Annotated in this window: 12 protein-coding genes; 7 read left to right on the forward strand and 5 right to left on the reverse strand. The window is 72.5% G+C overall.

Features of this window, described 5'->3' with window-relative positions; translation table 11 throughout:
- The first annotated feature begins 183 nt into the window (after window positions 1-183).
- From efeO to efeU, 3 genes are read left to right on the forward strand one after another with little or no spacing between them, the layout of a single operon-like run.
- Entirely contained in the window at window positions 184-1,332 is a 1,149-nt protein-coding gene (efeO, locus tag OG509_RS12365; RefSeq protein WP_385576912.1) for an iron uptake system protein EfeO, read from the forward strand.
- A gap of 20 nt (window positions 1,333-1,352) precedes the next feature.
- On the forward strand, window positions 1,353-2,693 hold the full coding sequence (efeB, locus tag OG509_RS12370) for an iron uptake transporter deferrochelatase/peroxidase subunit (RefSeq protein ID WP_406182472.1): 1,341 nt from the start codon (window positions 1,353-1,355) through the stop codon (window positions 2,691-2,693).
- A gap of 25 nt (window positions 2,694-2,718) precedes the next feature.
- Complete coding sequence (gene efeU, locus OG509_RS12375; protein WP_406182474.1) at window positions 2,719-3,579, forward strand: iron uptake transporter permease EfeU; 861 nt, start codon at window positions 2,719-2,721, stop codon at window positions 3,577-3,579.
- 85 nt (window positions 3,580-3,664) lie between these two features.
- On the opposite strand, the gene OG509_RS12380 is transcribed toward efeU, so the two are convergent.
- The 3 genes from OG509_RS12380 to OG509_RS12390 all read right to left on the reverse strand — a co-directional run bounded on the left by OG509_RS12380 (window position 3,665) and on the right by OG509_RS12390 (window position 5,912).
- Window positions 3,665-4,222 carry a GNAT family N-acetyltransferase gene (locus OG509_RS12380; protein WP_406182476.1) on the reverse strand — a complete coding sequence of 186 codons (558 nt, stop codon included), beginning with the start codon at window positions 4,220-4,222 and terminating at the stop codon, window positions 3,665-3,667.
- Window positions 4,219-5,076: a PhzF family phenazine biosynthesis protein gene (locus tag OG509_RS12385; protein ID WP_406182478.1), complete on the reverse strand. Its 858-nt coding sequence runs from the start codon at window positions 5,074-5,076 to the stop codon at window positions 4,219-4,221. Before OG509_RS12385 ends, OG509_RS12380 begins: the two co-directional genes overlap by 4 nt.
- Window positions 5,077-5,150: 74 nt before the next feature.
- Window positions 5,151-5,912, reverse strand: coding sequence for an SDR family oxidoreductase (locus OG509_RS12390; RefSeq protein ID WP_406182480.1), 762 nt, complete (start codon window positions 5,910-5,912; stop codon window positions 5,151-5,153).
- Window positions 5,913-6,020: 108 nt separating this feature from the next.
- On the opposite strand from OG509_RS12390, the gene OG509_RS12395 reads away from it, so the two are divergent.
- The gene (locus OG509_RS12395; protein ID WP_406182482.1) at window positions 6,021-7,361 is read left to right on the forward strand and encodes a multidrug effflux MFS transporter; all 1,341 of its coding nucleotides are present in this window, start codon (window positions 6,021-6,023) and stop codon (window positions 7,359-7,361) included.
- Window positions 7,362-7,596: 235 nt separating this feature from the next.
- Window positions 7,597-8,610, forward strand: a complete 1,014-nt coding sequence (locus tag OG509_RS12400; protein ID WP_406182484.1) for a small ribosomal subunit Rsm22 family protein — start codon at window positions 7,597-7,599, stop codon at window positions 8,608-8,610.
- 13 nt (window positions 8,611-8,623) lie between these two features.
- On the opposite strand, the gene ddaH is transcribed toward OG509_RS12400, so the two are convergent.
- Entirely contained in the window at window positions 8,624-9,454 is an 831-nt protein-coding gene (gene ddaH, locus OG509_RS12405; RefSeq protein WP_406182485.1) for a dimethylargininase, read from the reverse strand.
- 111 nt (window positions 9,455-9,565) lie between these two features.
- On the opposite strand from ddaH, the gene OG509_RS12410 reads away from it, so the two are divergent.
- Together OG509_RS12410 and OG509_RS12415 are read left to right on the forward strand one after the other, a co-directional pair.
- The gene (locus tag OG509_RS12410) at window positions 9,566-10,213 is read left to right on the forward strand and encodes a TetR/AcrR family transcriptional regulator (RefSeq protein ID WP_406182487.1); all 648 of its coding nucleotides are present in this window, start codon (window positions 9,566-9,568) and stop codon (window positions 10,211-10,213) included.
- Between the two features lie 185 nt (window positions 10,214-10,398).
- Window positions 10,399-11,145: a bifunctional DNA primase/polymerase gene (locus OG509_RS12415; RefSeq protein ID WP_406182489.1), complete on the forward strand. Its 747-nt coding sequence runs from the start codon at window positions 10,399-10,401 to the stop codon at window positions 11,143-11,145.
- Window positions 11,146-11,186: 41 nt separating this feature from the next.
- Here the strand turns inward: OG509_RS12415 and yaaA are convergent, their stop codons facing one another.
- The gene (yaaA, locus tag OG509_RS12420; protein ID WP_406182491.1) at window positions 11,187-11,987 is read right to left on the reverse strand and encodes a peroxide stress protein YaaA; all 801 of its coding nucleotides are present in this window, start codon (window positions 11,985-11,987) and stop codon (window positions 11,187-11,189) included.
- Window positions 11,988-12,076 lie beyond the last annotated feature (89 nt).

The raw sequence follows: 12,076 nt of genomic DNA on the forward strand, positions 1-12,076 counted from the left end.
CATCCCATGGGTTGGCCCTGAAGGCCCCGTGACGGCCCCGTGTCCGGCGGCCTGCCGTGTGGGCTGAATCACTGGACGTACGGGCATGGGTCAGGTAAGCCTCGGTTAAGTTAGGTTCGCCTCACCAACCGCCTTCCTGATCGGGGCGGCCGTCTGCCGAACGCCAGAAAGCCAGGAGCCCGCATGCGTCCCGCCCGCCTCACCGTCCTCACCGCGGTCGCCGCCGTGACCGCGCTGACCGCCGTCACCGGCTGCGCCGAGAAGAGCGGCAGCGGCGACGGGGCCGTCAAGGTCGCCGCTTCCGACAGCGCGTGCGAGGTCTCCAAGACGGAGTTCCCGGCCGGCAAGGTCACCCTTGAGGTCGAGAACAAGGGCTCCAAGGTCACCGAGGTCTACGTCCTCTTCCCGGACGACCGCATCGTCGCCGAGCGCGAGAACATCGGCCCCGGCACCAAGGCCTCCATCACCGCGGAGATCAAGGCCGGCGAGTACGAGATCGCCTGCAAGCCCGGTATGAAGGGCGACGGCATCCGCCAGAAGATCAAGGCCACGGGCGGCGGCGCCGCCGAGAAGCGCAGCCCCGAGCTGGACGCCGCGGTCGCCGAGTACCGCAAGTACGTGCAGGCGCAGGCCGACGAGACCCTCCCCAAGGCGCAGGCCTTCGCGGACGCGGTCAAGGCCGGCGACCTGGAGGCCGCCAAGAAGGCGTACGCCGCGTCCCGCATCGGCTGGGAGCGCACCGAGCCGGTCGCCGAGTCCTTCGGCGACATCGACCCGAAGGTCGACGTCCGCGAGGACGGCCTGGAGGCCGGCCAGGACCCGGCGAAGGACTGGACCGGCTGGCACCGCCTGGAGAAGGCCCTGTTCGCCGACAAGAAGATCGGCGACGACGAGAAGAAGCTCGCCGACCAGCTGATGACCGACCTCACCGACTGGCAGAAGAAGGTCGGCCAGGCGGAGATCACCCCCACCTCGATGGCCAACGGCGCCAAGGAGCTGCTGGACGAGGTCGCCAGCGGCAAGGTCACCGGTGAGGAAGAGCGCTACAGCCACACCGACCTGGTCGACTTCAAGGCCAACGTCGAGGGCGCCCAGAAGGCGTACGAGCTGCTGAAGCCGGTCGCCGCGAAGAACGACCCGGCCCTGTCCGCGGAGCTGGACAAGCAGTTCGCCGCGATGAACACGCTGCTCGACAAATACCGCGCCGACAAGACCGGCTACGACTTCACGGCGTACGACACGGTCGGCCAGGAGCAGCGCAAGGAGCTCTCGGACGCCGTCAGCGCGCTCGGGGAGCCGCTGTCGAAGCTCGCCGCCGCAGTCGCCAAGTAACGCGTATCAGGGGTACGGACATGTCTGAGGACACCAGCACCACCGACTCGGCCGCCGAGTCCGCCACGTCCGGCGAAACCGTAGCGTCCGGCGAAGCCGTCGCCTCCGCCGCCGGCAGTGACGGCGCCGGCGGGCCGTCGCGCCGGTCCGTGCTCGGCTGGGGCGGTGCCGGGCTCGCGCTCGGCGCCGCCGCGGCGGGCGGCACCGTCGCCGCGCTGACCGGTGGCACCGACCCGGTGCCGGCCGCGCTCAGCGGCTCCTCCGTGCCCTTCCACGGGGCGCACCAGGCCGGCATCGCCTCCGCCGTCCAGGACCGGCTGCACTTCGCCGCGTTCGACGTGAAGACGAAGGACCGCGCCGAGCTCGTCCAGCTCCTCAAGGACTGGACGCGGGCCGCCGAGCGGATGACCGCCGGACTCCCCGTCGGCGAGGGCGCCGTCGGCGGACTCCCCGAGGCCCCGCCGGACGACACCGGCGAGGCCCTCGGCCTCAAGCCGTCGCGGCTGACGCTGACCATCGGCTTCGGCGCCTCGCTCTTCGCCAAGGACCGGTTCGGCCTGGAGGGCAGGCGCCCCGAGGCCCTGGTCGACCTGGAGCTGTTCCCCGGCGACAACCTCGACCCCGCCAAGAGCGGCGGCGACCTCTGCGTGCAGGCCTGCGCGGACGACCCGCAGGTCGCGGTGCACGCGATCCGCCAGCTCGCCCGGATCGGCTTCGGCAAGACGGCGGTGCGCTGGTCGCAGCTCGGCTTCGGCAAGACCTCGTCCACCACCCCGGACGAGCAGACCCCGCGCAACATGATGGGCTTCAAGGACGGCACCCGGAACGTCGCGGGCACCGACGCCGCCGCCCTCGACAAGCACGTCTGGGTCGGGGACGAGGCCAAGGACGGCTCGGCGTGGATGGCCGGCGGCTCGTACCTGGTCGCCCGCCGGATCCGCATGCACATCGAGACCTGGGACCGTACTCCGCTCCAGGAGCAGGAGGACATCTTCGGCCGGGACAAGGCCGAGGGCGCCCCGGTCGGGAAGTCGAAGGAGCGCGACGAGCCGTTCCTGAAGGCGATGAAGCCGCAGGCGCACGTCCGCCTCGCGCACCCGGACACCAACAGCGGTGCCACGATCCTGCGCCGCGGCTATTCCTTCACCGACGGTTCGGACGGGCTGGGCCGCCTCGACGCGGGCCTGTTCTTCCTGGCCTACCAGCGGGACGTCCGCAAGGGCTTCATCCCGATCCAGCGCAACCTGTCCAAGAACGACGGGCTCAACGAGTACATCCAGCACGTGAGCTCGGCCCTCTTCGCCGTTCCGCCGGGCGTCCGCGACAAGGACGACTGGTGGGGCCGGGCGCTCTTCGCGTAGTTCCGCGGACTCGAAAGGAACCTACGTGTTCAGCAACTATCTGATCGGCCTGCGCGAGGGGCTGGAGGCCAGTCTGGTCGTCTGCATCCTCATCGCGTACCTGGTGAAGACCGGGAACAAGGACAAGCTGGGACCGCTGTGGCTCGGCGTCGGCCTCGCGGCCGCGCTCAGCCTGGCCTTCGGCGCGGGGCTCGAATTCGGCACCTCGGAGCTGACGTTCCAGGCGCAGGAGGCGATCGGCGGCAGCCTGTCGATCGTCTCGGTGGGCCTGGTGACGTGGATGGTCTTCTGGATGAAGCGCACCGCGCGGCACATGAAGACCGAACTGCAGGACAAGCTCGACGCGGCCCTCGCGATGGGCACGGGCGCGCTGGTGACGACGGCGTTCCTGGCCGTCGGCCGGGAGGGCCTGGAGACCTCGCTGTTCGTGTGGCGCTCGGTGCACGCGGCCGGGAACGGCGCGGGTCCGCTGGTGGGCGTGCTGCTCGGCATCGGCTCGTCGATCCTGCTGGGCTGGCTGTTCTACCGCGGCGCGCTGAAGATCAACCTGTCCAAGTTCTTCACGTGGACCGGCGGGATGCTGGTCGTGGTCGCCGCGGGCGTGCTCGCGTACGGGGTGCACGACCTCCAGGAGGCCGAGTTCCTGCCGGGCCTGATGAACAAGGCCTTCGACGTCAGCGCGGCCGTCCCGCCGGACAGCTGGTACGGGACCCTGCTGAAGGGCACGTTCAACTTCCAGCCGGACCCGACCTGGCTCCAGGTCGGGGTGTGGCTGGCCTACCTGATCCCGACGCTGCTGCTGTTCTTCGGGGTCTTCGCCCGCACGAAGGCACCGGCGCCGGCGCCGGCGCCGGCCGCGCCCGCGGAAACCAGGAGCGGCTCGTAGGGCTGCGGCTTGTAGGGCTGAGGCTCGCACGGCATGCGGAAGGGGCCCGGATCATCTCGATCCGGGCCCCTTCCGCACGTCCGGGTCACCACAACCGGTCGACGAGCCCCGGGTACAGGGCGATCCGCGCACCGGCGAACGCGGAGGCCTCGGTGTCCGCTCCGGGGAAGTCGGCCAGGACCTCCTTGGCGAACCCGGGAGCGTCCGTGGCCAGCGGCTGTCCGGGCGTCCCGCCGAGCAGTACGGTCCCCGGCAGCCGGGTGAAGCCGGCCGCCTCGTAGAAGGGGACGAGCGGCCGGTCGCAGCTGAACAGGACGAGGTCCACGGCCGGATCGGCGGCCAGCGCCGTACGGGCCGCCGCCACCAGCCGCCCGCCGTACCCGCGCCCCCGCGCCGTGTCACGGGTCACCACGCCACTGAGCCCGGCGGCCCGGTACGTCCGCCCGGCGTGCCGGACCGGCTTGAACAGCAGCGCGAGGGAGGCGGCCACCGTGCCGTCCTCGTCCACGAGCACCATCGTCCGGGGGGCCAGCTCCGGGTCGTGCCCGGCAGCGGCGCCGGGCCAGGCCTGCGCCTCCAGGTCCGCCACCTGCGCCGCGAGCTCCGGCGGCAGCTCGGACTGCGCGTACGTCAGCACCCTCATCCGATGCGGACCGCGCTGCCGCCCACCCGGATCCGGGCATCGCCCCGGCGCAGTTCCACCGTCAGGACTCCGGGGCGGCCCATGTCCTCGCCCTGATGGAGGGTGAGGACGGCGGCCGCCGGGGCCAGGCCGAGCTCGCGCGCGTACGCGCCGAAGGCGGCCGCGGCGGCTCCGGTCGCGGGGTCCTCGACGACGCCGCCGACCGGGAAGGGGTCCCGTACGTCGAACAGCGCCGGGCCCGTCCGGTGCACCAGCTGGACCGTGGTCAGCTCCAGGCGCCGCATCAGCGCCTCCAGCCGGGGGAAGTCGTACGCGAGGTCCGCGAGCCGGGCCCGGGTGGCGGCGCCGAGCACCAGGTGGCGGGCTCCGGCGTAGGCGATCCGGGGCGGGATGCCCGGGTCCAGGTCGGCCTGCGGCCAGTCCAGCGCGGCCAGCGCCTCGGCGAGGTCGGCCGGGGCGACGTCCTCGACGTACGGCTCGACGCTGGTCAGCACGGCCCGCAGGCCCCCGTCGGACGCGGTGACCGAGACGGGCACCGTACCGGCCGGGGTCGCGAACACCAGCTCGCCCGGACCGATCCGCTCCGCCAGCGCCACGGAGGCGGCCACGGTGGCGTGCCCGCAGAAGGACACCTCCGCCTTCGGGCTGAAGAACCGCAGCGTGAAGGCCCGGCCCGGCTCCCCGCCGAGGCCCGGCGGCGGGGCGGTGAGGAAGCCGGTCTCGCTGTAGCCCAGGCCGGCCGCGATCTCCAGCATCCGGGCGTCGTCCAGGCCGCTCGCGTCGAGCACGACTCCGGCGGGGTTGCCGCCGGCCGGGTCGTCCGAGAAGGCGGTGTAGCGCAGTATCTCAGTCATGATCGCCCCAACTCCCGGTCCGGCGCCCGCATTCCCGTCCCACGCACGCATTCCCGTCCGGCCCCGGCCGGGGGTCAGCCGCGCCCGATGTACGGCATCGTCGTCGCCATCACCGTCGCGAACTGCACGTTCGCCTCCAGCGGCAGCTCCGCCATGTGCAGCACCGTGCGCGCCACGTCCGCGGCGTCCATCACCGGCTCCACCGCCAGCTGCCCGTTCGCCTGGAGGATCCCGGTCTGCATCCGCTCGGTCATCTCGGTGGCCGCGTTGCCGATGTCGATCTGCCCGCAGGCGATCCGGTGCGGCCGCCCGTCCAGCGAGAGCGACTTCGTCAGGCCCGTCATCGCGTGCTTGGTCGCGGTGTAGGCGATCGAGTTCGGCCGCGGCACATGCGCGGAGATCGAGCCGTTGTTGATGATCCGGCCGCCCTGCGGGTCCTGCGCCTTCATCTGCCGGAAGGCGGCCTGCGCGCACAGGAAGGCCCCGGTCAGGTTGACGTCCACCACCTGGCGCCAGGCCTCGTACGTGATGTCCTCCAGCGGGACCCCGCCCGGGCCGAAGGTCCCGGCGTTGTTGAAGAGGAGGTCGAGGCGCCCGTACCGCTCCCGTACCGCGGCGAACAGCGCGGCCACGTCGTCCGGATCGCTCACGTCCGCCGGTACGCACAGGACGTCCGCCCCGGCCCCGGCGGCCTTCGCCGTCTGCTCCAGCGGTTCGGTCCGGCGGCCGGCCACGGCCACCGACCAGCCGGCGGCGGCCAGGGTCAGGGCGACGGAGCGGCCGATGCCGGATCCCGCACCGGTCACGACGGCGATCTTCTTCCCACTTGCGCTCATGGGGCCGCAGGGTACGTCACATGTCGCATCGGTCCACGGACGTTCCGATAGCTGAGAGCATGGGTCGGTCGGGGGTGTGAAAAGACGACGAAAAGACTGGAGTTCCGCATGTCGGAGAGAGGCCCCGCGACGGCCCCCTCGCACGAGCCGCCGCCCGAAACGCCCTCCGCACCGCAGACCGCTTCCACGCCGAAGACCGTCGCCATACCGGCGCAGACCCCTTCCGCCCCGCTCACGGCGGCCCGCCGTACCGGACTGCTCGTCACCTTCATACTCGGAGGACTCAGCGCCCTCCCCCCGCTGTCCATGGACATGTACCTGCCGGCCCTGCCGCAGGTCACCGGCGCCCTGCACAGCCCGGCCGCCACGATCCAGCTCACCCTCACCGCCTGCCTCGCCGGCATGGCGCTGGGCCAGCTCGTCGTCGGCCCGATGAGCGACAAGTGGGGCCGCCGCAGGCCCCTGCTGATCGGCATGGTCGTCTACGTCCTCGCCACCGCGATCTGCGCCCTCGCGCCGACCGCCGAACTGCTGATCGGCTTCCGGCTGCTCCAGGGCCTGGCCGGATCGGCCGCGATCGTCATCGCGCGGGCCGTCGTACGCGATCTGTACGACGGGGTCGAGATGGCCCGGTTCTTCTCCACGCTGATGCTGATCTCCGGCGTGGCCCCGATCATCGCCCCGCTCATCGGCGGCCAGATCCTGCGCTTCGCCGACTGGCGCGGGGTGTTCGTGGTCCTCACCGGCGTCGGCGCCGTGCTCACCCTCGTCGTCTGGCGCAGCCTCGGCGAGACCCTGCCGCCCGAGCAGCGGCAGACCGGCGGTGTGGGCTCCGCGCTGCGGACCATGCGGGGGCTGCTGGCCGACCGCGTCTTCGCCGGGTACACGGTGGCCGGCGGCTTCGCCTTCGCCACGCTGTTCTCGTACATCTCGGCCTCGCCCTTCGTGGTGCAGGAGATCTACGGGGCTTCGCCGCAGGCCTTCAGCCTGCTGTTCGGCCTCAACTCCGTCGGCCTGATCGCCGCCGGGCAGGTCAACGGCAAACTGCTGGTCGGCCGGGTCCGCCTGGACAAGGTGCTGGGCGGCGGGCTCGCCGTCATCACGGCGGCCTCGCTCTCGCTGCTGCTGATGTCCATCGGGGTGTTCGGGGAGGTCGGGCTGGTCCCGATCGCGTCGGCGCTGTTCGTGCTGATGTCGGCGATGGGCATGGTCCTGCCGAACACCAACGCGCTGGCGCTGATGCGCACGCCGCACGCGGCCGGCTCGGCCTCGGCCCTGCTGGGCACCTCCTCCTTCCTGGTCGGGGCGATCGCCTCGCCGCTGGTCGGGATCGCGGGCGAGGACACGGCGGTGCCGATGGCCCTGGTCCAGCTGGTGTGCTCGCTGCTGGCGGTGGCCTGCTTCGCCGCCATGTGCCGGCCCTGGCAGAACCGGGACTCCGCCGTCTGATCCGGGCTTCCGGGGCGCCCCAGGGGGTGTCGTCGAAGTAGCGTCGGCCGCCCGTGAGGGCGGGGCCGGCGTGGTCTGGTGCGTGTGATCGCAAGGCGGAGGAGGGAGGCGACGCTCGCGTCGTCGACCGACGACAACGCCGCGAGCGCGCGTGCCAGACCGCGCCGGTCAGACGGGACTTCGACGACACCCCCTGGCGGCGTCCCGGACCCCGCGGGCGCCGTAAACTTCGCTGGTGAACGCCTCCGCCTCCGCCTCCGTGCCCACCACCGCCGAAACGCTGCGGTCCGCGCTGGGCGGGCTGCTCGACGGGATCCCGCCGAAGCAGGCCACGGCCGCCGTCGACCGGCTGATCGCCAACTACCGCGGCCTGACCCCCACCGACGCGCCCATCCTGCGCGACCGCTCCGACGTGGCGGCGTACGCGGCGTACCGGATGCCGGCCACCTTCGAGGCCGTACGGTCCGCCCTGGACGCCCTCGCCGAGGCCGCCCCGCAGTGGTCCCCGGGCTCCCACGTGGACGTGGGCGGCGGCACGGGCGCGGCGACCTGGGCGGTGGACGCCACCTGGGACGGCCCGCGCGACACCGCGGTCCTGGACTGGGCGGAGCCGGCGCTGGCCCTCGGCAAGGAGCTCGCGGCCGCCTCCGGTTCGCAGGTGCTGCGTACCGCCGAGTGGCGCCGGGCCGTCATCGGATCCGGGCTGGCGCTCCCCGAGGCGGACCTCGTGACGGTGTCGTACGTACTCGGCGAGCTGACGCCGGAGGCCCGCCGGGCCGTGGTCTCCGAGGCGGCCCGCACCGGGCAGGCCGTGGTACTGATCGAACCGGGCACGCCCGAGGGGTACCTGCGCATCCGCGAGGCCCGCGACCAGCTGATCGAGGCGGGGCTGAAGGTCGCGGCCCCCTGCCCGCACGACGGCACCTGCCCGATCGAGGTCGGCCAGGACTGGTGCCACTTCTCGGCGCGGGTCAGCCGGTCCTCCCTGCACCGGAAGGTCAAGGGCGGGTCCCTCCCGTACGAGGACGAGAAGTTCAGCTACGTGGCCGCGACCCGCTTCCCGGTGGAGCCCGCCCCCTCCCGGATCACGCGGAGGCCGCAGATCCGGAAGGGGCTCGTCCTGCTGGAACTGTGCGGTCCCGAGGACGAGGGCCTGACCCGGGTCAACGTGACCAAGCGCCACGGTGACCTCTACAAGGCGGCGCGGGACGCCGACTGGGGGCAGGAGTGGCCGCCGGCCACGCGGTAGGACCGCGCAGCCGCTACATCCGCAGCTCCTGGGTGCAGCACTTCACGCTGCCGCCACCCTTGAGCAGCTCGCCCAGGTCCATCGGGACGGGCTCGAAGCCCCGCTCCCGCAGGGGCTGGAACAGTCCGGCCGCCGCCTGCGGGAGCAGCACGTTGCGGCCGTCGGAGACCGCGTTCAGGCCGAGGGCCGCCGCGTCCTCGTCACCGGCGACGAGCGCGTCCGGGAACAGCCGCCGGAGCACGGCCCGGCTGCCGGGCGAGAACGCGGGCGGGTAGTACATGACCTCGTCGCCGTCGAGCACGCACAGCGCCGTGTCCAGGTGGTAGTAGCGCGGGTCCACCAGGTCGAGGCCGATGACCGGGCGGCCGAAGAACTCCTGGGCCTCGTCGTGCGAGAGCGGGCTGGAGCGGAAGCCCCGGCCGGCCAGGATGTAGGTGGCGGTGACGGCGAAATCGCCCTCGCCCTCGTTGACGTGGGACGGCTCGTGGACGTGCTCGAAGCCGTGGGACCGGAACCAGTCGAGGTGGATCTCGGCTTCGGCGGCGCGCTCCGGGTAGGCGAACCGGGCGCCGAGCACCCGGCCGTCGACGACGAGGGCGCCGTTGGCGGCGAAGACCATGTCGGGCAGCTCGGGGTCCGGTACGAGCGTCTCGACGGTGTGGCCGAGCGAGCGGTAGCGGTCCCGGAGGTCTTCCCACTGGGCGTGTGCGAGGGGCAGGTCCACCGGTTTCGTGGGGTCCATCCACGGGTTGATGGAGTACGTGACCTTGAAGTGTGCGGGTGGGCACATCAAGTAGCGCCGGGGTGTGGCGACTCTGCGCAAAGAAGGCTCCTCACGGCTCACGAGGGATGTCGAGAGAATCGTCTCTCCTCAAGGGAAACCGCGCAGTGAACTGATTGGGTGGTTTACGGAATGACACAAAGACGAGACGTCTCGCGTTGATAATTTGTCCGAATGAGCAGCAGATCGCCTGACGCCAAGGCCCCCGACCCCGCCCGCCGCAGCGACCGCTCCCGGCGGGCCATCCTCGACGCGGCGCTCGCACTGGTCGCGGAGGTCGGCTACAACAAGCTGACCATCGAGGCCATCGCCGCCCGTGCGGGCGTCGGCAAGCAGACGATCTACCGCTGGTGGCCCTCGAAGGCGGCGGTCCTGCTGGACGCCTCGCTCGCGCTCTTCGGGGACGCGGAGACGGAGGCCGACTGGACGGGCTTCCCGGACACCGGCGACCTCGCCGCGGACCTCAAGCTGGTGCTGCGGGTGACGGTGGACCAGTTCAACGACGAGAAGTACGCGGCCCCCACCCGCGCCCTGACCGCCGCCGGGGCGACCGACCCGGAGCTGAGCGCCCGTTTCACCGAGCAGCTGCTGGAGCCGCAGCTCGCCCTGTACGAGACGCGGTTGCGGGCGGCCCGGGAAGCCGGACAGCTCGCGCCGGACGCGGACCTGCGCCTGACGGTGGAGATGCTCGTGGGGCCGCTGACGTACCGGTGGCTGATGCGGACGGGGCCGCTGACGCACGCGTTCGCGGACGGTCTGGTGGACCGGGTACTGGGCGGGGTGGGCGCGGTGACCGGGGTGTCGAAGGTCACCGAGGGCTGAAGGGCCGGTGGCCGGCCGGGGACAATTGGCCGAATTTCACTGGTATGTGACGGTATTCCGCCTGCCGTTGTGCGCTCTCCGTGCACCTGTCCCCCACCCCCCGGTGGGGGAGAGCGGTCACCCGGACCGCAGGATGGTGGGACCATGTGAGGGTCTGCCGGGGAAACGGTGAGGTGAGGGGATAGATGGGGTCTGAGTCCGGCCGCGTCAAACGCGGCGAGCAGAGCAGGATTTCCCAGTGGCTGCGCCGGCGGCCCAAACCCTCCCTCGAAGATCCCGAGCGCGCACGCGAGGCCCTTCTGCTGTCCGCGGCCGCCGCGGGCCTGCCGCTCGCCCCCGCCGCCCATCCCGCCGGCTACCGATGTTCGTGCGACCGGATCGGCTGTCCCACCCCCGCACGCCACCCCCTCTCCTTCGCCTGGCAGACGCAGTCGACGACCGACCCCGCACAGATCGAACGCTGGGCGCGCAACCAGCCGCAGGCGAACTTCATCACCGCGACGGGCATGGTCCACGACGTACTGGACGTCCCCCTCGAAGCCGGGGCGAGCGCGCTGGACCGCCTGCTGGCGGCGGGCGTGGAGGTCGGCCCGGTCGCCGAATCGGGCGGTACGGGCGACCAGGCCCGGATGCTCTTCTTCACGGCGACGCGCGGAACCCCCGAGGACGAGGACGAGTGGTGGCCCTGCGAGCTGGACTGCCACCCCGAGACGATGGACGAGCACCCGGGCCTGCGATGGCACTGCCGCGGCAGCTACGTCCTGGTCCCCCCGGCCGCGCTCCCCGGTGACCTGGCGGTGACCTGGATCCGCGGCATGGAGCACCCCCTCCCGGACCCCCTCACCCTCCTCGAAACCCTGACCGACGCCTGCGCCACGTACGCGGTCGCGACCACCGAAACCCCCTCGGCGGCCTGGCCCCTGAGCCGCTAGGCGGACACCCCCGGCGGGTGTCCGCCCCGGACCGGGGGCGGTCAGTGGATCCGGGTGACCACCACGTCCAGGGACCAGGCCTTGCCCGGCTTCGCGGGGGCCTCGGCCTCCACCGTGTAGCCCAGGTCGCGCAGCGCCCGGACCAGCTCGGCCGGGGTCGCGGGGACGGCCCCGGCGACGAGCAGGTCCCGTACCAGCCGCCCCTTGGTGGCCTTGTTGAAGTGGCTCACCACCGACCGCTTCTCCACCCCGTCCACGATCTGCGAGTGCAGCACCCGCACCGTCGCCGTGCGCCCCGCCACCTCACCCTTGGGCTTCCACGCCGACGCATAGGCCGAGGAGCGCAGGTCCAGTACCAGCCCGTCCCCCGCCGCGGCCGGCAGCACCGCCGCCATGGGCTCCCGCCAGTACGCCCCCAGTGCGCCCAGCCCCGGCAGCTTCACCCCCATCGAGCAGCGGTACGAGGGGATCCGGTCCGTCACCCGGACCGCGCCCCACAGACCCGAGAACACCATCAGCGACTGCTCCGCCGACGCCCGCGCCGCCGCCGGCAGGTCGGCCAGGCCCAGCGCGTCGTACAGGACGCCGGTGTAGATCTCCCCAGCCGGCCGGGCCACCGCGGAGCGCAGCCCGGCGTTCTTGGCCACCTCGCCGCGCAGCCCCTCGCTCAGGCCGAGCACCTCGCGGGCCTTCGTCTCGTCCCCCGCGCACAGCTCGACCAGCTCCTCCAGCACGGCCGCCCGCGCCCCGGCCAGTCCCGGCAGCGACAGCGTCTCCGGCTCCAGGGGCGCGCCGGAGCCGCCGGCGGCCTTTCCCTCGGACGGCGGCAGCAGCACGAGCACGGTGGTTCTCCTTCAGTACGACACGGCGCAGGGGGTGCGGCCCCCGAGCCAGGGTAAACGGCTCGCCGCGCCGCCGACGCCCACCCGCA

Origin of the sequence: Streptomyces sp. NBC_01006, assembly GCF_045162725.1 — a bacterium.
Lineage (GTDB): Bacteria > Actinomycetota > Actinomycetes > Streptomycetales > Streptomycetaceae > Streptomyces.

Coding starts and splice junctions, on each gene's coding strand:
- efeO (WP_385576912.1), top strand. CDS start 184: ATGCGTCCCGCCCGCCTCACCGTCCTCACCGCGGTCGCCGCCGTGACC.
- OG509_RS12385 (WP_406182478.1), bottom strand. CDS start 5,076: ATGACTGAGATACTGCGCTACACCGCCTTCTCGGACGACCCGGCCGGC.
- OG509_RS12395 (WP_406182482.1), top strand. CDS start 6,021: ATGTCGGAGAGAGGCCCCGCGACGGCCCCCTCGCACGAGCCGCCGCCC.
- OG509_RS12410 (WP_406182487.1), top strand. CDS start 9,566: ATGAGCAGCAGATCGCCTGACGCCAAGGCCCCCGACCCCGCCCGCCGC.
- OG509_RS12415 (WP_406182489.1), top strand. CDS start 10,399: ATGGGGTCTGAGTCCGGCCGCGTCAAACGCGGCGAGCAGAGCAGGATT.
- OG509_RS12380 (WP_406182476.1), bottom strand. CDS start 4,222: ATGAGGGTGCTGACGTACGCGCAGTCCGAGCTGCCGCCGGAGCTCGCG.
- efeB (WP_406182472.1), top strand. CDS start 1,353: ATGTCTGAGGACACCAGCACCACCGACTCGGCCGCCGAGTCCGCCACG.
- OG509_RS12390 (WP_406182480.1), bottom strand. CDS start 5,912: ATGAGCGCAAGTGGGAAGAAGATCGCCGTCGTGACCGGTGCGGGATCC.